Source organism: Rhodanobacter sp. UC4448_H15 (genome assembly GCF_052978265.1).
Genome location: NZ_CM129665.1, coordinates 1,126,369 through 1,149,241, shown reverse-complemented (window position 1 = coordinate 1,149,241; position 22,873 = coordinate 1,126,369). Strand labels below are relative to the sequence as shown.

Below are 22,873 nucleotides of genomic sequence, written 5' to 3'. Positions count from 1 at the left end.
TCCTCCGGCAAGATGAGTGCGCGCAAGCCTGTGGCGCAACAAGGCGGCGAAACGCTCCCGCCCTGCGTGTCGAACCGGCTCGCGCGGATCGATGCGGTGGTTCTGGTTCCCCCGTCAACGCATCGCCCGCCTACCATAAACCTTTTTGCTCCCCCGCAGCAGGGCGACGTGCCGGGTGGACTCAGCGCTTGAGCAGCGGCAGCTTGTTCGGTACGCCGTCCCACTTGTCGGCGTCTTCCATCGACGGGATCTTGCTGGTCAGCACCGGCCATTCCTTCGCCAGCTCCGCATTGATCGACATGTAGATCTCCTGCCCGGCCGGTACGTCGAGCTCGGGGAAGATCGCGCCGACCGGACACTCCTCCACGCACAACGTGCAGTCGATGCATTCGTCGGGATCGATCACCAGGAAATTGGGCCCGGCGTGGAAGCAATCGACCGGGCACACCTCGACGCAGTCGGTGTGCTTGCAGTTGATGCAGTTGTCGGTGACGACGTGCGTCATCATGCCTCCTTCCGCAGCCTCGCCGCGGTAACTACAGTGTCCGCGGCAACTGCTGCCGTGACCATGATCCAGATCAGTGTGCCACGCTCGCTGCCCACGCAGAATCCTTCCGTTCTCTCATCTTCCCCAAGGAGCGACACCATGCGCAAACTGATTGCCGTTGCCCTGCTCGGGCTGCTCTCCACTCCGCTGATGGCTGCCGAGTGCGCCACCACCATCGAGGGCAGCGATGCGATGCAGTTCAACAAGAAGACCATCACCGTGCCGAGTACCTGCAAGACCTTCAAGGTCACGCTCAAGCACACCGGCAAGCTGCCGGTCACCGCGATGGGCCACAACTGGGTGCTGTCGCACGCCTCGGATGAAGCCGGCGTGGTCGCCGACGGCATGAAGGCCGGCGCGGCCAACAGCTACGAGAAGCCCGGTGACAGCCGTATCATCGCCCACACCAAGCTGATCGGCGCCGGCGAGAGCGACACCGCCACGATCAACGTGGCCAAGCTCAAGGCCGGCGAGCAGTACGCGTTCTTCTGCACCTTCCCCGGCCATGCCGCCCTGATGAAGGGCACGCTGAGCCTCGGCAAGTAAGCTTTGCCGCAACGGCAGCGCGCCCGGCCGAGATGGCCGGGTGCGCCTTTTCTGCGTCATGCGTCCGTTTCGTGCACCCTGCCCCGACATGAGCCCAGCCGAGCCCTTCAACGAAACCGCCATCGCCACGCTGGTCGACCACTTCTACGAGAAGGTGCGGCGCGATCCGGAGATCGGCCCGGTGTTCAATGCAGCCGTGCACGACTGGGACGAGCACAAGCGCCTGCTGACCTCGTTCTGGTGTTCGGTGGCGCTGCGTGCGGGCAGCTATCGCGGCAACCCGATGGCAGCACACCGCCCGCACCCGATCCGCGCCGAGCATTTCGATCGCTGGCTGGCACTGTGGCGTGAAACCTGCGGCGAGGAACTCGATCCGGTCCACGCCGAGCACATGCTGGAGTACGCCCAGCGCATCGGCCGCAGCCTGAAGTACGGCCTGGGCCTGCATCCCGAAGCGAAGCCGTTCGGTGTGCCTGTGATCGGCATCCATCGCTGATCGGCCACACCCCGATTCGCGCAAGGCCATTGCAGGAGCGCACCCTCTGCGCGACGTCTACCAGGAGCATCGCGCACAGGGTGCGCTACAGCATTCAGCGTAGGGCGGGCATTGCCCGCCGGCTCTTCGACAAGATGCGCGGCCAGCCTCGGCGGGCAGTGCCCGCCCTACTCACAGGCAAGCGAAAGTCCTGCTCAGCCCAGCGCTTTCAGCGCGGCGGCGTAATCCGGCTCGTCGCCGATCTCGCCCACCAGCTCGGTGTGCAGCACCTTGTCGTGCTCGTCCAGCACCACCACTGCCCGGGCGGCAAGGCCGGCCAGCGGGCCGTCGGCGATCGCCACGCCGTAATCGGCGAGGAATGCGCGGCCGCGCATCATCGACAGGTTGACCACCTGGTCCAGCCCTTCCGCGCCGCAGAACCGCTTCTGCGCAAACGGCAGGTCGGCGGAAATGCACAGCACAACGGTGTTGTCGAGCTTGCCCGCGGCCTCGTTGAAGTGGCGCACCGAGGCCGCGCAGGTCGGCGTGTCGACGCTGGGGAAGATGTTGAGCACCTTGCGCTTGCCGGCGAAACGCGACAGCCCGGCGTCGGAAAGGTCGCCCGCCACCAGCGAAAACGCCGGTGCGGCCGCGCCGACCGCGGGAAAGCTGCCGTCGACGCGAACCGGCTTGCCGTGGAGGGTAACTGTGGACATGGTGCGACTCCTGCTTTGTGAAAGGCTACAAGTAGAACATGGTCTTGGCCAGAAACACGATGCCGACCATCAGCGCCAGCACGATGCGGTGGGTGTGCTTGAACCGGCAGACATCCATCTTCCCGTGGCGCATGGCCCACATCGCGTTGACGAACACGCCCAGTACGCCAAACGCCAGTACCACCTTGAGCAGCAGCCAGTTGCCGAAGCGCGAGCCGACGCAGGCAAAGCCGTCGCAGCGGATGTCGAACAGCATGAAACCGCTGGCGAACAGCAGCACTACCACCACCGGCATGTAGCGCCGTACCCGCGCCATCACCGCCTGCTCGATGCGCTGCATGGTGACGATGTCGAAGTGCTTGTGCAGCGACTCCACCACGATCACCTCGAACGCCACCGCACCGACGAACACGATGGCGCAGGCCAGGTGCAGCAGGACGATCCACGGATACCAGGCAAGCATGCGCGTTGGCCATGAGAAAGAACCAACGCCCAGCATCCGCCGCCCAGGCGGCGCCGGCCATGACCTGCATCAACCGGTGCCGGCGGCGCAGCCGCTGCACCGGTCTGTGACAATCCGCCCCGCGTCGCCGCCATCGCGGTTGACCTGCATCAGGGCCGCCGCCGCGCGCCGCCGCGAGCATGTCCCCTGCCGATTGTCGGCATTCGCGTTCTTTCGCCACCCATGGCAAGTCGAGGCTCCGCGTGAACAGTGTCGTCCCGCTCATCCATCCGTTGCGCCACGCCGGGCGGCGCTGGGTCCACGAAGCGCTCGAGTGCCTGGCCCAGGAAGCCGCGCGCTCGGCCGATACGCACCTGCTGAAACTCAACTTCCCTGGCTTCCACGGCATCGACTTCTACTTCAAGGACGAGGCGAGCCATCCCAGCGGCAGCCTCAAGCACCGGCTGGCGCGCTCGCTGTACCTGTACGCGCTGTGCAACGGCCGGCTCGGCCCGGACCAGACGGTGGTCGACGCCTCCTCCGGCAGCACCGCGATCTCCGAGGCCTGGTTCGCGCGCCTGCTCGGCCTGCGTTTCGTCGCGGTGATGCCGGCGTGCACCGCGCCGGGGAAAATCCGCGACGTGCAGGCGCTGGGCGGCGAGGTCGACCTGGTGGACGACCCCGCCAAGGTGCATGCGCGCGCCGCCGAGCACGCGGCGCGCGGCGCCTGTCACCTGGATCAGTTCGGCCTGGCCGAGCGCGCCACCGACTGGCGCGGCAACAACAACATCGCCGAGTCGATCATTGGCCAGCTCGCCCGTGAGCGCTCGCCCGAGCCGCACTGGATCGTCTGCGGTGCCGGCACCGGCGGCACCTCGGCCACCATCGGCCGCTACCTGCGCTATCGCCGTCTGCACACCCGGCTGTGCATCGCCGACCCCGTCGGCAGCGGTTTCGTGTGCGGCTGGCAAAGCAACGACCGCAGCGCCGTGGCCAGCCGCCCCACCCTGATCGAAGGCATCGGCCGGCCGCGGGTCGAGCCGGGCTTCGTGTTCGAGGTGGTGGACCACGTGATCGGCGTGCCGGACGAAGCCTCCATCGCCGGCGCGTGGCTGCTCGGCGAGCTGTTCGGGCATCGCTACGGCGGCTCCTCGGGCACCAACTTCGTCGCCTGCCTGACCCTGGCGGCCACGATGCGCGCCGAAGGCCAGCGCGGCAGCATCGTCAGCCTGCTGTGCGATCGCGGCGAGCGCTACGCCGAAACCCTGTTCGACCCGCACTGGTTGACCGCGCACGGCATCGACCGCTCGCACAGCGAGGCGTCGCTGCGCCACAGCATCGAGACCGGCTGCGCGCCGCTGCGCCGGACAGCCTCCGCCTGACGCCGCGCCAATCCGCCGCAGGCACCGCCGGGCCGATTTGACCATGGTCAACACCGGCCACCCGCAGCCGGCCCATGCTGGCTTCCATATTTCACGGGAGACACGGCGATGGGCAGACTGAGCGGCAAGGTGGCACTGGTGACCGGCGCCGCCGTGGGCATCGGCGCCGCCTGCGCGCGCCGGCTGCTGGAAGCCGGCGCGAAAGTGGCGCTGGTCGACATGCAGGACGGGCCGGGCCAGCAGCTGGCCGCGGAACTCGGCGAGGGCGCGCGCTATTTCCACGCCGACGTGGCGGTAGAGGCCGCGGTGGCCGCGGCGATAGCCGGCACGGTCGCCGCGTTTGGACGTCTGGACGTCCTGGTCAACAACGCCGGCATCGCCGGCGCGAACAAGCCGACTCACGAAATCACCGAAGCCGAGTGGGACCGGGTGCAGGCGATCAACGTGAAGGGCGTGTTCTTCTGCACCAAGCACGCGATCGCGCCGCTGCGCGCGGCCGGCGGCGGCAGCATCATCAACCTGTCGTCGATCTACGGCCTGGTCGGCGCGCCGGATTCACCGCCCTACCACGCGTCCAAGGGCGCGGTGCGGCTGATGAGCAAGACCGACGCGATGCTGTACGCTGCCGACCGCATCCGGGTCAACTCGATCCATCCCGGCTTCATCTGGACGCCGATGGTGGAGCAGCACATCGCCTCGATGGGCGGCGACCCGGCCGAACACCGGCGCGAGGTCGGCGCGCTGCACCCGCTGGGCCACATGGGCGAGCCGGACGACATCGCCTGGGGCGTGGTCTACCTGGCGTCCGACGAATCGAAATTCGTGACCGGCAGCGAGCTGGTCATCGACGGCGGCTACACCTGCCACTGACCATCCACTGCTGGAGGACTCCACCATGTTCAAGCACATTTTGCTGCCCACCGACGGGTCCGAGCTGTCGCTGCGGGCGGTCGACACCGGTATCGAACTGGCTGCCAGACTCGGCGCCCGCGTATACGCATTCCACGTCATCGCGCCCTTCCCCGCCTCGGTCTACTTCGCCGAGTTCGTCGTGGCCAACGAGCCGGGCTATACCCGCGAGGCGATCGCCAACGCCGAACGCTACCTGGCCGACGTGCGCGGGCGGGCGCAGGCCGCCGGCGTTGCCTGCGAAGGCAGCCACGAAATCGATGCGCGTCCCTACTCGGCCATCGTCGGCGCCGCGCGCAAGCAGCAGTGCGACCTGATCGTGATGGCCTCGCACGGCTGGCGCGGCTTCGACCGGCTGTTGCTGGGCAGCGAGACGCACAAGGTGATCTTGAACGGCGACGTGCCGGTGCTGGTTTGCCGTTGAGCAACGGCCGGCGGGCCGCGGCGTGAACGGGAAGACAGCGCCGCCCGCCCGCAGCGGCCTCGACCCGGCCGAGGCGGCGCGCCGATTGGCGGCACACGGCCCGAACCTGCTGCCGGGCAGCGCCCCCAGGAGCATGCTCGCGATCGTCGGCGGCGTGCTGACCGAGCCGATGTTCCTGATGCTGCTGGTTGCCGGCGGCCTGTATCTGGCGTTGGGCGACCGCGCCGAGGCGGCGTTCCTGCTGTCGTTCGTGTTCGTGGTGATCGGCATCACGCTGGCGCAGGAGCGCAAGACCCAGCGGGCGCTGGAGTCGTTGCGCGAGCTGTCCGCGCCGCGCGCACTGGTGATCCGCGGCGGCGAGGAAAAGCGCATTCCCGGCCGCGAAGTGGTGGTAGGCGACTTGCTGGTGCTGCACGAGGGCGATCGCATCGCCGCCGACGCGGTGCTGCTGGACGGCCATCTCGACGTCAACGAATCGCTGCTCACCGGCGAGGCGGTGCCGGTCACCAAGCTCCCCGGCGAGGATACCGGCCAGCTGTTCGCCAGCACCGTGGCGACCAAGGGCGTCGGCGTCGCCGAGGTCCGCGCCATCGCCAGTGCCACCGCAGTCGGCCGCATCGGTCAGGCGCTGGCTGACACCGTCGAACCGGTGTCCGGCCTGCAACAGGCCTCGCGCCGGCTGATCCGCAACCTCACCGTCGGCGGCCTGCTGCTGGCCGCGGCGTACGCGTTGCTCGGCTGGCTGTGGGACGGCCACGGCCTGCTCCAGAGCGTGCTCGCCGGCATCGCGCTGACCATGGCGATCCTGCCGGAAGAGATCCCGGTGATCCTCACCGTGTTCCTGGCGCTGGGCGCGTGGCGGATCTCCAGGCACAAGGTGCTGACGCGCCGCGTGCCCGCGGTGGAAGCGCTGGGCGCGATCTCGGTGCTGGCGGTGGACAAGACCGGCACGCTGACCCAGAACCGCATGCAGGTCGCCGAACTGCGCCTGGTCGACGGCAGCACGCACGACCAGGACGCGCACGAGCTGCCCGAGCCGTTTCATGCGCTGGTCGAGTTCGCCATGCTGGCGACGCCGGCCGACCCGTTCGACCCGATGGAGAAGGCGATCCAGCAGTTCGGGCTGCACTGGCTCACCGATACCGAGCACGTGCACGCCGAGTGGGCGCCGGAATTCGAGTACGCGCTGTCGCCGGAGATCCTGGCGATGACTCACGTGTTCCGCGGCGACGCGCGCGGCACGCACCTGCTGGCGACCAAGGGCGCGCCGGAAGCGGTGATCGACCTGTGCCATCTGGCCGCCACTGACGCGGCGGTCATCCTGCACCAGGTCGAGGGGATGGCCGAGCGCGGCCTGCGCGTGCTCGGCGTGGCCCGCGGCGAGTGGCACGGCGAAGCGTGGCCGCAAAGCCAGCACGACTTCGATTTCCGCTTCCTCGGCCTGCTCGGCTTCGTCGACCCGCCACGGCCGGAAGTGCCGGCGGCGATCGCCGAATGCCGCAGCGCCGGCATCCGCATCATCATGATGACCGGCGACCACCCGGCCACCGCGCGGGCGATTGCGCGCGAGGTGGGCTTGAGCGAGCGCGCCGAGGTCGTCACCGGCGTGGAAATGGCTGCACTGGACGACGCCGCGTTGCGCGAACGCCTGCATTGCGTCGACCTGTGCGCGCGGCTCAAGCCCGAGCAGAAACTGCGCCTGGTGCAGCTGCTGCGCGAAGGCGGCGAGGTGGTGGCGATGACCGGCGACGGCGTCAACGACGCACCCGCGCTGAAGGCCGCCGACGTCGGCATCGCGATGGGCGAGCGCGGCACCGACGTGGCGCGCGAGGCGGCCGCGCTGGTGCTGCTGGACGACAGCTTCGCCAGCATCGTCGGCGCGATCCGCCAGGGCCGGCGCATCTACGACAACATCACCAAGGCCACCCGCTTCGTGTTCGCCGTGCACATGCCGATCATCGCGCTGGCGCTGGTGCCGACCCTGCTGCACTGGCCGGTGTTGCTGATGCCGGTGCACATCGTGCTGCTGGAACTGCTGATCGACCCGGCCTGCTCGGTGGTGTACGAGGCCGAGCCCGCCGCCGACGACATCATGCGACGACCGCCGCGCGCACCGTCGGACTCCCCGTTCGCCGTTGCCAACCTGCGCTACGCGGTGATCCAGGGACTCGGCTTCGCCGGCATCCTGCTGCTCGGCTACGGCCTGCTGCTGAGCCAGGGCCTGGACGCAGCCTCCTGCCGCAGCGCGGTGTTCGTCGCGCTGGTGGTCGGGCTGTTCCTGCTGACCCTGGCCAACCGCGACCTGTCCCGCCCGACGCTGAGCCGCATGCCGGCGCGCAACCCCTGGCTGCCGCGGATGTTCGGTGCCGTGGCGCTGATGCTGGCGAGCGTGATCGGCGTGCCGTTCTTCCGCGGCGTGATGGGGTTGGCGGCACCAGGCGTCCCCATGCTGCTCGCCAGTGCCGCCATGCTGGCCGCCACCATTGCCTGGCTGGAACTGCTGCGTCGCACGGCGCGCGGAAGGCTGCGCCAGACAGCGGTGCGCTGAAGCGGACGCTTGCGCCCGGCGTCGCCAACGGCCGAACTCCGCTCGCCATCGCCAGCCTCCGGATCGCCGGCACGCGATGCGCCGGCGGTCCGCCGCAAGGCCGCCACCCCGGCAAACACTCAAGCCGCGAAGCCCGCATCGACACCGCTTGACAACGATTCCGGCTCTAATAAGATAGTAATTACTCACTTACTTTTGGCAAGCCAGCACGATGGACATTCAGCGCAAGCACCTGCCTGCCGACGAGCGCCGCGCAGTCACCGTCGAGGCGGTCATCAAGCTGGCGGCCGAGCAGAACCCCAGCGAGATCACCACCGCGGCGATCGCCAGCTCGATGAAGCTGACCCAGGGTGCGCTGTTCCGCCACTTCCCGAACAAGGACGCGATTTGGCAGGCGGCGATGGAGTGGGTGGCCGACCACCTGCTGGCACGGGTCGAGCGCGCCGCGCGCAACGCGGCCAGCCCGCTGGCCGCGCTGGAAGCCATGTTCATGGCGCATATCGCGTTCGTCGCCGAACACGCCGGCGTGCCGCGCATGCTGTTCGGCGAACTGCAGCGGGCCGAGAGCACCGCCGCCAAGCGCATGGTCCAGACCATGATCCGCCGCTACGGCGAGCGCCTGCGTGCCCTGATCGAGGATGGCCAAGCCGCCGGCGAACTGGATCCGCAGTTGGACCCGGCCGCGGCGGCCACGCTGTTCATCGGCAGCATCCAGGGCCTGGTGATGCAGGCCCTGCTGGCCGGCGACACCCGCCACATGCGCAAGGAAGCGGCGGGCGCGTTTGCGATCTACCGCCGCGGCATCGCGCGCGCCGACCGAGGCGATCCCCCTCCTGCAAGCGGACGCTCCCCCACGAACCGAGAGCCATGACCATGACTACCCACCAGCACCGCGGCATCTGGACCTGGCTGCTTTCCCTGCTCGCCATCGGCTTCGGCCTGTTGACCCTCAGGGAAGGTGCGGCAGTGCTGTTCGTCGACGGCGCCGCGCGCCAGGCCGCCGGCCACTACGTGCCGTTCGTGCTCTGGTTCAATTTCCTGGCCGGGTTTGCCTACGTCGTCGCCGGGATCGGACTGTGGCGATGCCGGCGCTGGGCGGCATGGCTGGCGCTCGCCATCGCGCTGGCGACGGCGCTGGTCTTCCTCGCTTTCGGCTTGCATGTGGCCCTGGGCGGCGCGTGGGAGCGTCGCACACCGGTCGCCATGACCTTGCGCACGCTGGTGTGGCTCGGCATTGCGGTGCTGGCCCGGCGTCTGTCGGTGAGCGCGGCGCCGGTGGCGCACGCGCACTGAACACCTCTTCTCACGTGGAAAAACCGTCGCGATGAAAACTCCGAGCCTTCCCACTGGAAAAACCCGCTGGATCGCCATCGCCGTCATGGTGATCGCGCTGGGCGGCATCCTGGCGTTCTGGCTGCTGCGCGACCGCGGCAATCCGAACGTGCTGCGCCTGTACGGCAACGTCGACATCCGCGAGGTGGAGCTGGCCTTTCGTCAGTCCGGCCGCCTGACCCACATGGCCTTCGACGAAGGCGACACGGTTGCCGCCGGCGCGGTGATGGCGCAGCTCGACGCCACGCCTTACCGCGAGAAGCTGGCGGCGGCCGAAGCCGAGCTCCAGGCCGCGCAGGCCCAGCTGGACAAGCTGCACCGCGGCAACCGCCCGCAGGAAATCGCCCAGGCGCGCGAGCACGTGCGCCAGGCGCAGGCAAGCGCCACCGAGGCCGAGCGCAACTTCAAGCGCCAGGACACCTTGCTCAAGTCTGGCGCCAGCAGCCAGCGCGCCGCTGACGCCGCGCGCGCCGCGCGCGACCAGTCCGCCGCCAGCCTGGCCGCGGCGCAGGCTGCGCTGTCGCTGGCCAGCGCCGGCTTCCGCAGCGAGGACATCGCCGCTGGCAAGGCACGCGTCGCCGCGGCCGAGGCCGCCCTGACCCAGGCGCGCACCGCAGTGGCCGATGCGACGTTGGTCACGCCCAGCAACGGCGTCGTGATTGCCCGCGTGCGCGAACCGGGCAGCATGGTGGCCAGCGGCATGCCGGTGTACAGCCTGAGCCTGCGCGATCCGGTGTACCTGCGCGCGTATGTCGGCGAAGCGGACCTGGGCCGTATCGCACCGGGCACCAAGGTGCGCGTGCACACCGATTCCTCGGCCACCGTCTATCACGGCCAGGTCGGCTTCATCTCGCCGCGTGCGGAATTCACCCCGAAGACGGTGGAGACCGCCGACCTGCGCACCGACCTGGTCTACCGCCTGCGCGTGGTGGTGTCCGACGCCGACGAGGGCCTGCGCCAAGGCATGCCGGTGACGGTCGACGTCGACACCGCCAGCCAGCCCGCGCGGGGGCACTGAGAATGGGTCCGCAGCCTGCCAGCGTTGCCTCGCAACCCGGCAAGCACGATGCCGCGGTGGTGATCGACGGCGTCGGCAAGCGCTTCGGCGAGGTCCAGGCGCTGCGCGGCCTCAGCGCCACGATCCGCTACGGCCGCCTCACCGGCCTGGTCGGCCCCGACGGCGCCGGCAAGACCACGCTGATGCGGATCATGACCGGCCTGCTGGTCCCCGACGCCGGCAGCGTCGCCCTGGCCGGCTTCGACGTGGTGAAGGACAACGACGCCATCCACGTCGCCAGCGGCTACATGCCGCAGCGCTTCGGCCTGTACGAAGACCTCTCGGTGATGGAGAACATGCGCCTGTACGCGCGGCTGCGCGGCATGGACGCAGACCGCCACACCGACCTGTTCGCCGAACTGCTCGAGTTCACCCGACTCGGGCCCTTCACCACGCGTCTGGCCGGCAAGCTCTCCGGTGGCATGAAGCAGAAGCTCGGCCTGGCCTGCGCGCTGATGGCGCGGCCCAAGGTGCTGCTGCTGGACGAGCCGGGGGTGGGCGTCGACCCGGTCAGCCGGCAGGATCTGTGGCGCATGGTGCAGGCGCTGACCGACGAGGGCATGGCGGTGGTCTGGTCCACCGCCTACCTCGACGAGGCAGAGCGCTGCGAGAGCGTGCTGCTGCTGAACCAGGGACAGCTGCTGTTCGACGGGCCGCCGCAGGAACTGACCGCGCAGCTCGAAGGTCGCAGCTTCCGCCTCGAGAACGTCGGCGCCGAGCGCCGCGCGGTACTGACCGAGGCGCTCGACCTGCCCAGCGTGAGCGATGGCGTGATCCAGGGCGCCGGCGTGCGCGTGGTGCTGCGCGCAGGCGCCGGCGCGCAGCAGGTGCAGGCGCTGGCCGAGCGCTCGTGGGTGGAACTGGCGCCGGTACCGGCGCGCTTCGAGGACGCCTTCATCGACCTGCTCGGCGGCGGCCCCGGCGGCACCTCGACCTTGGCCGAGCGGCTGCCGCCGGTCGAACTGGGCTCCGACATAGCCGTCTCCTGCCGCCACCTCACCAAGCGCTTCGGCGCCTTCACCGCCACCGACGACGTCAGCTTCGAGGTGCACAAGGGCGAGATCTTCGGCCTGCTCGGTCCCAACGGCGCCGGCAAATCGACCACCTTCAAGATGCTGTGCGGCCTGCTCAAGCCGAGCGCGGGCGAGGCGCACGTGGTGGGCCTCGACCTGCGCCGCGCCACCGGCGCGGCCAAGAGCCGCCTCGGCTACATGGCGCAGAAGTTCTCGCTCTACGGCCTGCTCTCGGTACGGCAGAACCTGGAGTTCTCGGCCGGCGTGTACCAGCTGGAAGGCGACACGCGACGCCAGCGCATCGAGGAGATGATTGCCACCTTCGATCTCGGCGGCTGGCTGTCCGCCACGCCCGACTCGCTGCCGCTCGGGCACAAGCAGCGCCTGGCGCTGGCCTGTTCGCTGATGCACCGCCCGCCCGTGCTGTTCCTGGACGAGCCCACCTCGGGCGTGGACCCGATCACCCGGCGCGAGTTCTGGACCCACATCAACGGGCTGGCACGCAAAGGCGTGACCATCATGGTCACCACCCACTTCATGGACGAGGCCGAATACTGCGACCGGGTGGCCATGCTCTCGCGTGCGCGCCTGATCGCGCTGGACACGCCCGACGCGCTCAAGCGCATGGCGATCACCCCGCAGCGGCCGGACCCGACCATGGAGGATGCCTTCATCCATCTGGTGGAATCGGCCGAACGCGAAACGGAGGCGGCCGCATGAACGCCGCCAGGCACAAACTCGGGGATGGCGCGCTGCCGGCCGGCTCGCGGCGTTTCGACCGGCGGCGGCTGATGGCCCTGGTGGTCAAGGAAAGCCATCAGGCCTTGCGCGACCCCTCGACGCTGCTGATCGCGTTCGTGCTGCCGGTGGTGCTGCTGTTGCTGTTCGCCTATGCGGTGTCGCTGGACGCCAAACAGGTGCGCGTCGGCGTGGTGCTGGAATCTCCCGGCGCCTCCGCGCAGTCCCTGGCCGCGGCTTTTTCGGGCACCCGTTTCCTCGACGTGCATTTCGCGCACGACCGGCGCGAGGTGGCCGACCAGCTGGTCTCCGGCGCGCTGCGCGGCTACGTGGTGATCCCGCAGGATTTCGAGCAGCGCCTGGCCCGGCGCGGCCGCGAGCCGCTGGTGCAGATCATCACCGACGGCTCCTACCCCAACACCGCCAACTACGTGGAGAACTACGCCCGTGGCGTGGTGCAGTCGTGGCGCGCCGGGCGCGGCGCCGCCTCGCCCGCGCAGGCCGTGGCGCTGGAGCCGCGCTACTGGTTCAACCCCGAGCTGGAAAGCCGCCGCGCGCTGATCCCCGGCGCCATCGCCATCGTCATGACCATCATCGGCACCATGCTCACGGCGCTGGTGGTGGCGCGCGAGTGGGAGCGCGGCACGATGGAGGCGGTGCTGTCCACGCCCGCGTCGGTGGTCGAGATCCTGATCGGCAAGCTCCTGCCCTATTTCGTGCTCGGCATGCTGTCCACGCTGGGCGCCGCGGCGCTGGCGGTGTACGCCTTCGGTGTGCCGCTGCGCGGCTCGCTGGCGGCGTTGCTGCTGTTGTCGGCGGTGTTCATGGTGCCGGCGCTGGGGCAGGGTCTGCTGATCTCGTCGCTGGCGCGCAACCAGTTCCTGGCGGCACAGATTGCACTGTTCACCGGCTTCCTGCCGGCCTTCATGCTGTCGGGCTTTTTGTACGAGATCGACGCCATGCCGGCGCCGATCCGCGCCGTCACCCATCTGATCCCGGCGCGCTATTTCGTCGAATCGCTGAAGACGGTGTTCCTCGCCGGCGACATCTGGGCGGTATTCGTGCCCAACCTGCTGGCCATGGCGGCCATCGGCGCGGTGTTCTTCGTGCTGGCCAAGCGCGCCACGCGCAAGAACCTGGAGTAGCGCCCATGTCCGGCTCCCTGCTCAGCTTCACCCGCCTGCGCGCGCAGTTCGTCAAGGAAATCCTGAGCATCCTGCGCGACCCGCGCAGCCGCATGGTGGTATTCGTGCCGCCGATCCTGCAGCTGCTGGTGTTCGCCTTCGCCGCCACGCTCGAAGTGCGCAACGTCGATATCGCCGTCTACAACCAGGACGCCGGCCGCTGGTCGCTCGAGCTGATGCAGCGGCTGGACAGCGCCCGCTTCATCAGCCACGTCCGGCACGCGGACAGCCAGCGGCAGCTGCACGAACTGATCGACCGCGGCGAGATCATCGCGGCGCTGGCCATCCCGGCGGATTTCTCGCGCACGATCGCCGCCGGCGGCAGCGGCCGTGCGCAGGTGCTGGTCGACGGCCGGCGCAGCAACTCCGGCCAGATCACCGTGGCCTATCTCTCGACCATCGCCGCCGAAGTCGGCGCCGCCGTCGTGCCGGGCACGCAGGCGCCGACGCCGGTGGTCGTGCGCCACTGGTTCAACCCGAACCTGGTCTACCGCTGGTTCATCGTGCCGGGCCTGACCGGCATCCTGGCGCTGTTCAGCGCGCTCTTGATCACCTCGCTGTCGATCGCGCGCGAGCGCGAGCTGGGCACGTTCGACCAGTTGCTGGTATCGCCCACTTCGACGCCGGAAATCATCATTTCCAAATCGCTGCCGGCACTGGCGATCGGCACCTTGCTCGGCCTGTTCATGATCAGCGCCGGCGTGTTCCTGTTCGGCATCCCCTTTACCGGCTCGTTCGCCCTGCTGCTGGCGAGCCTGATGCTGTTCATCCTGTCGGTGGTCGGCATCGGACTGATGATTTCCGCGGTCAGCGCGACGCAGCAGCAGGCCATCCTCGGCGCCTTCGCCATCGGCGTGCCGGCGGTGCTGATGTCGGGCTTCGCCACGCCGGTGGAGAACATGCCGGTGGCGCTGCAATGGATGGCGCAGGCCATCCCGCTCACCCACTTCCTGGTCATCGTCGAAGGCACCTTCCTCAAGGCGATGCCGGCGGCGGACGTCCTCGCCAACCTCTGGCCGCTGGCGGTGATCGCGCTGGTCACGCTGACCCTGGCCACGGCGCTGGTGCGCAGCCGCCTGCAGTGACCACCCCAAGCCATGCATGAAGGAGTTGCCATGACCCGCTCATCGAATCGCCGCTACGGCGCACCACGCGCGGCAGCCATCGCGCTGGGCACGCTGCTGCTCGGCGCGTGCGCGGCAGGCCCCGACTACCGCGGGCCGCCGAAGGTGGACACCGGCCGCGGCTGGACGCAGCCGGTCGCCGGCGCGCAAGCACCGACTGGCCTGTCGACCTGGTGGACGACGCTGGGCGACCCGACGCTGGACCGGCTGGTCGCCACCGCGCTGTCGGACAATCCCGACCTGCGCCAGGCGCTGGCGCGCATCGCCGAGGAACGCGCCCTGCGCGATCGCGCGGCCGGCGGTTACGCGCCGACCGTCGGCGCTGGCGCCAGCGTGACCCGGCGCCGGCAGAGCAAGAACGGTCCGCTGCCGATCGGCGCCATTCCCGGACTGGCGCGGGACCAGACCATCCACGACGCCGGCTTCGACGCCGGCTGGGAGATTGACCTTTTCGGCGCCACCCGGCGCGCCGTGCAGAGCGCCGCGGCCAGCATGCAGGCCGCGCAGGAGGATGCCGCCGGCGTACGCATCAGCGTCGCCGCGGAAGTGGCGCGCAGCTACCTTACCCTGCGCGGCGCGCAACGCGAGCTGGCCGCGCGCGAAGCTTCGGTGCAGGCGCTCGCGCAGGCGGCGGACCTGGTCGGCCAACGCTTCCGTGCGGGCGACGCGGCGCAGGCCGATGTCGATGCCGCGCAGGCGCGGCTGGACGCCGCCTCAGCCGGCCTGCCTGCCATCCAGGCGCGCGCGCGTGCCGCGGCGCTGGGCCTGGGCGTGTTGCTGGGTGCGCCACCCGAGCGCGAGCTGGCCCTGCTCGATACCGCCGCGGCACCGATCACGCTGGCGCCGATCCCGGTCGGCCAGCGCGCCGACATCCTGCGCCGCCGGCCGGATGTGCGTGCGGCCGAGCGACGCCTGGCCGCACGCACTGCCGACATCGGCGTGGCGACGGCGGAGCTGTTCCCGAAGCTGTCGATCGGCGCCAGCGGCGGCTTCCAGGCGCTGCAGGCGGGCCAGCTGTTCGACTCGGCCAGCCAGCGCTTCTCGATCATGCCGCTGATCTCCTGGCGCGTGTTCGATGGCGGCCGCGTGCGCGCGCAGATCCGAGCCAGCGAGGCACGCGAGCAGCAGGCCGCGCTCGCCTACGAGAAGGCCGTGCTGACCGCGCTGGGCGACGCGGAGCGCGCGCTCGGCGACTACCGGCTCGGCGTGGAGGCGGTACGGCTGCAGCGGACCGCCCTCGAGGCCGCGCGGCGCAGCTACGCCCACGCGCAGGCACGCTACGCCGCCGGCGACATCGCGCTGACCGACCTGCTGGCCGAAGAGCGCGTGCTGCGCGACGCCGAGGACGGCTATGCGCGCACGCATACCGCTGCCGCCGTCGACCTGGTGGCGCTGTTCAAGGCGCTGGGCGGCGGCTGGGACCCCGCCGCCGGCGATGCCGGCAGCCGCAGCCAGGGCAAGGCCGCGCCGCGGTCGCCGGCACGGCAGGAGGTGCCGCCCCATGGGTGACAGGCAACCGCGACACCTGCGCGGATACTGCCGGCGCCGCGACGGTGTACGCCGGACGGACGGCCATTCGCAAAGGACCCTGCTCGTGCCCTTGCTGCTCACGGCGCTGGCCGGGGCCCCGCCCTCCTTCGCGCAGGCGGTGGCCGGCGACGCGCACTACGCCGAAGCTACCGCCCGGCGCCAGCTCCAGCTCGACCACGGCCAGCGCTGGCCTGCCGATGCCGCGTTGCGCGAAGGCATGCGGCGCATCCGCGCCGTCGCACTGTGGATGCAGCAGGCGCAGGCCGAGGGTTCGCTGTCGGCCCGGCAATCCCGCGCCGCCACCGCATCGATCGAGGACAGCGTGGCCGCCATCGTCGACCACCCTCCGCGCGGCGACGGCGTGGACGCCAACCTGCGCCTGCTGCTCGGCCGCGTGCTCGCCGCCGACGGGTTGCCGCAACTGCTCGACGCGCTCGAACTGTACCCGCGCTACTTCGCGGACCCGGACTGGCAGCCGCTGACAGCCAACCCAGCCGCCGACCGGGGATCACCCGACCAGGCATCCACCCAGGCCACGCCACCCTGACCGCCCGATCGCCGGCTACCACCGGGCAGCCTTGCCGCCGGCGCGACTGAACGAATCCGGAGAACCGCCTCCATGCAGATCACCTTTCTCGGCGCCGCCCGCGAGGTCACCGGCTCATGCTTCCTGGTGGAGACCGCAACGACGAGCTTCCTGGTCGACTGCGGCATGTTCCAGGGCGGACGCGAAGCCGCCCGGCGCAACCAGCAAGCGTTCGGGTTCGAACCGTCGACGATCGATTTCGTCCTGCTGACGCACGCGCATATCGACCACAGCGGCCTGCTGCCGAAACTGACGCGCGCCGGCTTCCGCGGCACGATCCATGCCACCGCCGCCACCGCCGACCTGCTGCAGGTGATGTTGCCGGACAGCGCCCACATCCAGGAAATGGAGGCGCTGCGCGCGCAGCGTGGCGCCCGCGGCGCGCGCGACGCGCAGGCCATCGTCGCACCGCTGTACACCCTGCGCGACGCCGACGCCTGCCTGCGCCAAGTGCAGCCCCACGGCTACGGGCGCGAGTTGCGGCCACACGCGGATGTCCGCTGCCGCTTCCGCGATGCCGGCCACATCCTGGGTTCGGCGATCCTCGAGGTCTGGATCAGCGAAGGCGAGCGGACCACCAAGCTGGTGTTCAGCGGCGACCTCGGGCAACCCGGCCGGGCGATCCTGCGCGACCCGACGCCGATCGCCGAAGCGGATCTGCTGTTCGTCGAATCGACCTACGGCGACCGCCTGCACAAGGAACTTGCCGCCACCCAGGACGAGCTGGTCGGGGTGGTCGAGCGCACCCTTGCCCGCGGCAACGTGATCGTGCCGGCCTTCGCGGTGGGCCGCACCCAGGAGGTGCTCTACCACCTGCACCGGCTGAGCCGGGACGGAAGGTTGCGCGACCTGCGCATCTTCGTCGACTCGCCGATGGCCGCCGAGGCCACCCGGATCACCCGGCGACACCTGGACCTGTTCGACGAGAACGCCACCCGCCTCGCCCACTGGCACGCGCTCGGCAAGGATCTGCCCTATCTCGACTTCACCGCCAGCGTGGAGGAATCCATCGCGCTCAACCATATCCGCTCCGGCGCCATCATCATCTCCGCCAGTGGCATGTGCACCGCCGGCCGCATCAAGCACCACCTGCGGCACAACCTCGGGCGGGCCGAATGCAGCGTGCTGATCACCGGCTTCCAGGCCCAGGGCACGCTGGGCCGGCGGCTGGTAGACGGCGCCAGCCAGGTGCGGATCTTCGGCGAGGACATCCCGGTGCGCGCCTCGGTCCATACCGTCGGCGGCTTGTCCGCGCATGCCGACCGGCACGCGCTGCTGGCCTGGGCCGCCGGCTTCGCGCGGGCGCCGGCGCAGACCTTCGTGGTGCATGGCGAGGAGACGGCGGCGCAGGCGCTGGCCAGCGGGCTGCGTGTGCGCCCCGGCTGGAACGTGACCGTCCCTGCGGCGGGCCAGCAGGTGCACTGGCACGGCAGCGGAGTCCCGGCATGAACGGCAGCGACGAGAGCAAGCGGCGGCAAGAGGCGATCGTGCACGGCGAGGCCTACCGGCTGGCGCAGGAAGACGTCGCGTTCCTCGCCAGCGACGAGCTGCGCGGCGTGCGCCTGCAACTGGAACTGCTCAAGCCGGAAATCGCGCTGCACGGACACGCCATCCGTTCCACTGTCGTGGTCCTCGGCAGCTCACGCACCTGTTCGCCCGAGCAGGCCCAGGCCGACGTGGTGCGGCTCGCGGCCCACGCGCAGGCCCATCCGGACGAGCCGGAGCTGGCGCGCGAACTCGCCGCCGCCCGCCGCCGGCTGGCCGGCGCCCGCTACTACGAGGAAGCGCGCCGCTTCGCGGAAATCGTCTCGTGCCGTTTCCAGTGCGAGGGTCGCCGCGATTTCGTGGTGGTGACCGGCGGCGGGCCGGGCATCATGGAAGCGGCCAACCGCGGCGCCTGCGAGGCGGGCGCCCGCTCGATCGGACTCAACATCACGCTGCCGCACGAACAGCGGCCCAACAGCTGGATCACCCCGGAGCTGGCCTTCCGCTTCCATTATTTCGCCGTGCGCAAGATGCACTTCATGCTTCGCGCGAAGGCGCTCGTCGCTTTTCCCGGCGGCTTCGGCACGCTGGACGAATTGTTCGAAGTGCTGACCCTGGTGCAAACCGGCAAGATGCCGCGTCTGCCGATCGTGCTGGTCGGCGGCGCCTTCTGGCGCCGCGCCTGCGACCTCGAGTTCCTGGTCGAACAGGGCATGCTCGACCCCCACGACACCGAACTGCTCAGCGTGGTGGAAAACGCCGAACAGGCCGTGGCTGCCATCCATGCGTTCTACGGCGGCGAACCGCCGGCCTGAGCGCGGCCAGCGCGACCGGCGCCATGCCGATGCCCAACATCCAACCCCCGAAGGAGACCGCCCATGCCTTTCACGCCACGCACCACGATGCCCCATGCCGCCGCCGTCGCCCTGCTGGCGCTGCTGGCCGGCAGTCTGCCGCCGCCGGCCAGTGCGGCCGATACGCCGAAGCAGGCCACGCCGCTGGCGCTGACCACGATCATGCAGGACTTGGGCAAGGACATGCAGGGCGTCACCGACGGCATCGCGCGCGAGGACTGGCCGGCGGTGGCGCAACGGGCCGCGCGCATCGCCGACCATCCGCAACCGCCGCTGGCGGAGAAGCTGCGCATCCTCGCCTTCATGGGCAAGGACGCCGGCCACTTCCGCGACTACGACCGCCAGGCCCACGACGCCGCGCAGCAGCTGGCACAGGCCGCACAACGGCAGGACGGCTCTGCGACGATCGCGGCGTTCGCCAACGTGCAGGGCGCCTGCCTGGGCTGCCACCGGCAATTCCGCCAGCCGTTCCGCGAGCACTTCCACGGTCAACGCTGAGCGGCCCGCACGAGCCCTGTCCACCGCCATGCCGGCGACGCTGCTGGCCGGTTGCCCGGCCGGACCGGCCGCAGGCCGCCGACGACGCAGCAAACAGACGTCCATACGGCCGAACTCGTTACGCTGTCGACCGTGGTTGCCGCCGGCGGCACCGGGCGACCGAGCGCAGGACAACAACGGCGACGGGTCCGCGCTTCAGCCGGCCCGTCGCAGCACGCCGGCGAGACGGGTACCCGGCGCCACCGTGTTGAACACGGTGCCGTATTTGCGCACGTTGTCGTGCAGCAGAGCCAGCCGCTGCTCGCTCTCGTCGCTGTCCACCAGGATCTCGTAGTCGATCGATTCCAGCCGTGGCGGCACGTCCTGGCGCACGCCGTGCACGCGCACCTCGACCCCGCGCCACTGGAACTTCAGTATCGGCGTGACCCGCTCGATGCTCTTGATCATGCAGGCCGACAAGGCGGCCAGCAGCAGTTCGGCCGGGTTGAACGCATCGAGGCGACCGGACAGAGCCGTGTCCAGCGACAGTTCGGCGCTCTTGCAGCGGGCGACGCTGCCGTGGGCATCGAGGCGATGGGCAATGACGTGGAAGCTCAGCTTGCCAGCGGGTTCGGTCATGGGAGTTCTCCGGAATGAGACGGCCGATGGATCAAACGTAGCCGGGCGCATGCGCCGCGTCGGTTGCCACGCGCGGCAGGCTGAAACTGACTTGCGCGCCGCCCAGCGCGGAGCGGCCGAAGGCCAGCTCGCCGTGGTGCAGGCGGGCGATCGCCCAGGCGATCGACAGCCCCAGGCCGCTGCCCTCGCCGATGCTGCCTTCGGGGCGGTGGAAACGCTCGCCCAGTCGTGCCACGGCGGCGTCCGCGAAGCCGCCGCCGTTGTCGTTCACCTCCAGCGTCACCTGTTCGTCGCGTCCGCCGACACGCACGTTCACCTGGCCGTGCTCGGGCACGTGGCGCAGCGCGTTGTCCAGCAGGTTCTGCACCAGGATGTCGAGCAGGCTGCGGCTGCCCAGCACGAAATCGTTGCCGTCGTGGTCCAGCGACAGCTCGATGGAACGTGCCGCCGCGCGCTCGCTGGCGTCGCGCAAGGCCGCTTCGGCCACGCTCGCCAGGCGCAGCGGGCCGGCGTCGGCCAGCTCGGCCAGCTTCTCGACCCGCGCCAGCATCAGCAGCTGGGCCACCAGTCGCTGCATGCGGTCCAGCGCCTCCTGCGCGCGCTGCAGGTGCTGCGCGCGCGCGGGCACATCGTCGCCGCGCCCGGCCAGGTCCAGTTCCAGCCGCAGCGCTGCCAGCGGGTGGCGCAATTCGTGCGCGGCGTCGGCGGTGAAGCGGCGCTCGTGTTCCAGGCTGCGCCGCAGGCGATCGACCAGCTTGTCGATCGCCTCGGTGAACGGCGCCAGTTCGACCGGCACCCGCGCGTCGGTGAGCGAGGCGGCGGCCGGATCGGCGCCGGCGGAAAGGCCGCGCGCCAGCCGGCGCAGCGGTTTCAGCCCGCTGCGCAAACCGGCGAACACGATCGGCGGCACCAGCACCAGCAGCGCGAGCAAGGCCAGCAGCGCCGGCGCCAGCAGCTTGCGCAGCAGCTCGTCGCGCTCGTCCAGCGGCGCGCCGACCTGGACCCAGTACCGATGCTGCGCATCCCAGCGCTGGAACACCCGCCAGCGTCGGTCGTCGTGCACGACCGAATGGAAATGCGCGTCGCCCGGATCGAAACGCAGCAGCGGCAGCTCGGCGCTCTCGACCAGCAGTTCGCCGCGCGCATCGCGCAGCACGATGGCCGGGCGCTGGGCGGTGTCGTCCGAGTCGAGCAGCGGCTTGTCCGGCAGGCGCACCGCGCCGACGCGGGCGACGTCGTCGGGCATCACCGCAAACACGCTGGCGGCGGTGCGCACCAGCATCTGGTCGAAGATCTCGTCGACCTCGTGCAGGCTGCGCCAGGCCAGCCAGCCGGCGGCGGCGCACCACACCAGCACGATGCCGGCCAGCAGCCGCAGCACCAGCCGCCGGTTGAGCGAGGGGCGGATCACGCGGCGACCCCGCCGGGCGGATTGATGGCATAGCCGATGCCGCGCAAGGTGCGAATCCAGCCCGGTCCCAGCTTGTGGCGCAGGTGATGGATGTGCACTTCCACCGCGTTGCTGGCCACTTCGCGGTCCCAGCCGTACAGCGCGTCTTCCAGTTGCTCGCGGGAATACGCCCGCCCGGGATGGCGCACCAGCATTTCCAGCAACGCGTACTCGCGGGCGGTCAGCTCCAGCGGCGCGTCGGCAAGCGTGGCGCTGCGCGCGGCCGGGGTGACTTCCAGCGCGCCCACGCGGATCGCCGGCTCGACCTGGCCGTCGGCCCGCCGCAGCAAGGCGCGCAGGCGGGCGGCCAGTTCGTCCAGATGCACCGGCTTGACCACGTAATCGTCGGCGCCGGCATCCAGCCCGGCGACGCGGTCGGCCAGTTCGTCGCGCGCGGTCAGCAGCAGCACCGGGGTGGCGTCCTGGCGGCGGCGCATGTCGGCGATGATCGCCGGGCCGCTGCTGCGCGGCAGGTTCCAGTCGAGTATCGCGGCGGCATACGCGGTGTCGCTCAGGGCGGCAGCCGCCTGGGTGCCGTCGGTGATCCAGTCCACCGCATGGCCGAGCTGGCGCAGGCCGTCGGCCAGCGCCTGCCCCAGTGCCCGGTCGTCTTCGGCTAGCAGGATGCGCATGGCCTCATTCTTGTCGCGGGATCAGGCCGCTCACTTGACTTGCAGCAATTGGCGCCGCTTTTTCGCCGGCTGCGGCATCCTGCCCTATGAGCCTGTCGGGCTTTGGCTGGCCGGGCTGCAAATCCGACTGCGCGGTCCATATTTCCGTCGATTCTTGCGCCATGGAACCACCATGGCGCGGCGAACCGGCGAAAATCTGTCCTCGCGCAGCCAGATTTTCGCCTCGACCAGCCAAAGCCCGACAGGCTCATGGCGCGCGCTTGCGGCCGTGGATCATCGCGGCGACCAGGTTCTCGCCGTAATGCACGCTCTCGCCCACCGCGGCCAGCACGTGCAGCACGACCAGTCCCAGCACGCCGTAGGCCAGCGCTTCGTGCAGCTCCTCCAGCCAGCCCTCCCCGAAGAATCGGTCGGTGGTCTGCAGCCAGCCGGTGACGCCGACCAGCAGCACGCCAACGAGCAGGGCCAGGATCATCACGGCGGCCGCCGGGTTGTGCCCGAGCTGCCGCCGCGAGCGCCCGGCCAGGCGCTCGCGCAGGTAATCGCGCAGCCGGCGCGGGCCGGGCACCCAGTCGGCGAAGCGCGCGTGCCGCGTGCCGACCCAGCCCCACACGAAACGCACCGCGAGCAGGGCCAGCACGGCGTAGCCGATCCCGCGGTGGACCAGCTCGCCGTCCTCGGTGAAAAAGTTGGCGAGGAACAAGCCCGCCAGCGACCAGTGAAACAGGCGGACCAGCGGGTCCCACACTTTGACCATCGCGTTCATGGCTTGTCCTCGCTAGG

24 protein-coding genes are annotated in these 22,873 nt (G+C 70.2%); 17 read left to right on the top strand and 7 right to left on the bottom strand.

Going from position 1 to position 22,873, the window contains the following annotated elements:
* Positions 1 to 181: 181 nt before the first annotated feature.
* A complete protein-coding gene (gene fdxA, locus ACVCMI_RS05105; RefSeq protein WP_395121338.1) occupies positions 182 to 505 on the bottom strand; it encodes a ferredoxin FdxA in 324 nt (107 codons plus the stop codon).
* A gap of 141 nt (positions 506 to 646) precedes the next feature.
* Between fdxA and azu the strand changes: the two genes are divergently transcribed.
* Both azu and ACVCMI_RS05095 read left to right on the top strand, forming a co-directional pair.
* On the top strand, positions 647 to 1,093 hold the full coding sequence (gene azu, locus ACVCMI_RS05100) for an azurin (RefSeq protein WP_395116448.1): 447 nt from the start codon (positions 647 to 649) through the stop codon (positions 1,091 to 1,093).
* Positions 1,094 to 1,181: 88 nt separating this feature from the next.
* Positions 1,182 to 1,589: a group III truncated hemoglobin gene (locus ACVCMI_RS05095; protein ID WP_395116446.1), complete on the top strand. Its 408-nt coding sequence runs from the start codon at positions 1,182 to 1,184 to the stop codon at positions 1,587 to 1,589.
* Between the two features lie 194 nt (positions 1,590 to 1,783).
* Here the strand turns inward: ACVCMI_RS05095 and tpx are convergent, their stop codons facing one another.
* Both tpx and ACVCMI_RS05085 read right to left on the bottom strand, forming a co-directional pair.
* A complete protein-coding gene (tpx, locus tag ACVCMI_RS05090) occupies positions 1,784 to 2,284 on the bottom strand; it encodes a thiol peroxidase (protein ID WP_395116444.1) in 501 nt (166 codons plus the stop codon).
* A gap of 25 nt (positions 2,285 to 2,309) precedes the next feature.
* A complete protein-coding gene (locus ACVCMI_RS05085; protein ID WP_395116442.1) occupies positions 2,310 to 2,747 on the bottom strand; it encodes a CopD family copper resistance protein in 438 nt (145 codons plus the stop codon).
* 242 nt (positions 2,748 to 2,989) lie between these two features.
* Between ACVCMI_RS05085 and ACVCMI_RS05080 the strand changes: the two genes are divergently transcribed.
* The 15 genes from ACVCMI_RS05080 (at position 2,990) to ACVCMI_RS05010 (ending at position 19,390) form a co-directional block, all read left to right on the top strand.
* Positions 2,990 to 4,108: a PLP-dependent cysteine synthase family protein gene (locus ACVCMI_RS05080; RefSeq protein WP_447097192.1), complete on the top strand. Its 1,119-nt coding sequence runs from the start codon at positions 2,990 to 2,992 to the stop codon at positions 4,106 to 4,108.
* 108 nt (positions 4,109 to 4,216) lie between these two features.
* Positions 4,217 to 4,978 carry a glucose 1-dehydrogenase gene (locus ACVCMI_RS05075; protein ID WP_447097193.1) on the top strand — a complete coding sequence of 254 codons (762 nt, stop codon included), beginning with the start codon at positions 4,217 to 4,219 and terminating at the stop codon, positions 4,976 to 4,978.
* Positions 4,979 to 5,003: 25 nt separating this feature from the next.
* Complete coding sequence (locus ACVCMI_RS05070; protein WP_395116436.1) at positions 5,004 to 5,441, top strand: universal stress protein; 438 nt, start codon at positions 5,004 to 5,006, stop codon at positions 5,439 to 5,441.
* Between the two features lie 22 nt (positions 5,442 to 5,463).
* Positions 5,464 to 7,989 carry a cation-translocating P-type ATPase gene (locus tag ACVCMI_RS05065; RefSeq protein ID WP_447097194.1) on the top strand — a complete coding sequence of 842 codons (2,526 nt, stop codon included), beginning with the start codon at positions 5,464 to 5,466 and terminating at the stop codon, positions 7,987 to 7,989.
* A 211-nt stretch (positions 7,990 to 8,200) separates the two neighbouring features.
* On the top strand, positions 8,201 to 8,860 hold the full coding sequence (locus ACVCMI_RS05060) for a TetR/AcrR family transcriptional regulator (RefSeq protein WP_447097195.1): 660 nt from the start codon (positions 8,201 to 8,203) through the stop codon (positions 8,858 to 8,860).
* Positions 8,857 to 9,282: a hypothetical protein gene (locus tag ACVCMI_RS05055; RefSeq protein ID WP_447097196.1), complete on the top strand. Its 426-nt coding sequence runs from the start codon at positions 8,857 to 8,859 to the stop codon at positions 9,280 to 9,282. The genes ACVCMI_RS05060 and ACVCMI_RS05055 overlap by 4 nt, the downstream gene beginning before the upstream one ends.
* Positions 9,283 to 9,313: 31 nt before the next feature.
* Complete coding sequence (gene hlyD / locus ACVCMI_RS05050; protein WP_447097197.1) at positions 9,314 to 10,339, top strand: secretion protein HlyD; 1,026 nt, start codon at positions 9,314 to 9,316, stop codon at positions 10,337 to 10,339.
* Between the two features lie 2 nt (positions 10,340 to 10,341).
* Positions 10,342 to 12,111 carry an ATP-binding cassette domain-containing protein gene (locus tag ACVCMI_RS05045; RefSeq protein ID WP_447097198.1) on the top strand — a complete coding sequence of 590 codons (1,770 nt, stop codon included), beginning with the start codon at positions 10,342 to 10,344 and terminating at the stop codon, positions 12,109 to 12,111.
* A complete protein-coding gene (locus ACVCMI_RS05040; RefSeq protein WP_447097199.1) occupies positions 12,108 to 13,274 on the top strand; it encodes an ABC transporter permease in 1,167 nt (388 codons plus the stop codon). Before ACVCMI_RS05045 ends, ACVCMI_RS05040 begins: the two co-directional genes overlap by 4 nt.
* A 5-nt stretch (positions 13,275 to 13,279) precedes the next feature.
* Entirely contained in the window at positions 13,280 to 14,398 is a 1,119-nt protein-coding gene (locus tag ACVCMI_RS05035) for an ABC transporter permease (protein WP_447097200.1), read from the top strand.
* Between the two features lie 30 nt (positions 14,399 to 14,428).
* Complete coding sequence (locus ACVCMI_RS05030) at positions 14,429 to 15,946, top strand: efflux transporter outer membrane subunit (RefSeq protein ID WP_447097201.1); 1,518 nt, start codon at positions 14,429 to 14,431, stop codon at positions 15,944 to 15,946.
* A gap of 85 nt (positions 15,947 to 16,031) precedes the next feature.
* Positions 16,032 to 16,514 carry a hypothetical protein gene (locus ACVCMI_RS05025; RefSeq protein WP_447097202.1) on the top strand — a complete coding sequence of 161 codons (483 nt, stop codon included), beginning with the start codon at positions 16,032 to 16,034 and terminating at the stop codon, positions 16,512 to 16,514.
* A gap of 72 nt (positions 16,515 to 16,586) precedes the next feature.
* A complete protein-coding gene (locus tag ACVCMI_RS05020; protein ID WP_447097203.1) occupies positions 16,587 to 18,002 on the top strand; it encodes an MBL fold metallo-hydrolase RNA specificity domain-containing protein in 1,416 nt (471 codons plus the stop codon).
* Positions 17,999 to 18,853 (top strand): LOG family protein, encoded by an 855-nt coding sequence (locus ACVCMI_RS05015; protein ID WP_447097204.1) that lies wholly within the window; start codon positions 17,999 to 18,001, stop codon positions 18,851 to 18,853. The genes ACVCMI_RS05020 and ACVCMI_RS05015 overlap by 4 nt, the downstream gene beginning before the upstream one ends.
* 63 nt (positions 18,854 to 18,916) lie before the next feature.
* Complete coding sequence (locus ACVCMI_RS05010; RefSeq protein ID WP_447097205.1) at positions 18,917 to 19,390, top strand: cytochrome c; 474 nt, start codon at positions 18,917 to 18,919, stop codon at positions 19,388 to 19,390.
* Between the two features lie 195 nt (positions 19,391 to 19,585).
* Here ACVCMI_RS05010 and ACVCMI_RS05005 read toward each other — a convergent pair whose 3' ends face one another.
* The 4 genes from ACVCMI_RS05005 to ACVCMI_RS04990 all read right to left on the bottom strand — a co-directional run bounded on the left by ACVCMI_RS05005 (position 19,586) and on the right by ACVCMI_RS04990 (position 22,856).
* On the bottom strand, positions 19,586 to 20,008 hold the full coding sequence (locus ACVCMI_RS05005) for an OsmC family protein (RefSeq protein WP_447097206.1): 423 nt from the start codon (positions 20,006 to 20,008) through the stop codon (positions 19,586 to 19,588).
* Positions 20,009 to 20,039: 31 nt separating this feature from the next.
* On the bottom strand, positions 20,040 to 21,419 hold the full coding sequence (locus ACVCMI_RS05000; RefSeq protein ID WP_447097207.1) for an ATP-binding protein: 1,380 nt from the start codon (positions 21,417 to 21,419) through the stop codon (positions 20,040 to 20,042).
* Positions 21,416 to 22,090, bottom strand: coding sequence for a winged helix-turn-helix domain-containing protein (locus tag ACVCMI_RS04995; protein ID WP_447097208.1), 675 nt, complete (start codon positions 22,088 to 22,090; stop codon positions 21,416 to 21,418). The genes ACVCMI_RS05000 and ACVCMI_RS04995 overlap by 4 nt, the downstream gene beginning before the upstream one ends.
* Positions 22,091 to 22,337: 247 nt before the next feature.
* On the bottom strand, positions 22,338 to 22,856 hold the full coding sequence (locus ACVCMI_RS04990) for a cytochrome b/b6 domain-containing protein (RefSeq protein WP_395116424.1): 519 nt from the start codon (positions 22,854 to 22,856) through the stop codon (positions 22,338 to 22,340).
* Positions 22,857 to 22,873 lie beyond the last annotated feature (17 nt).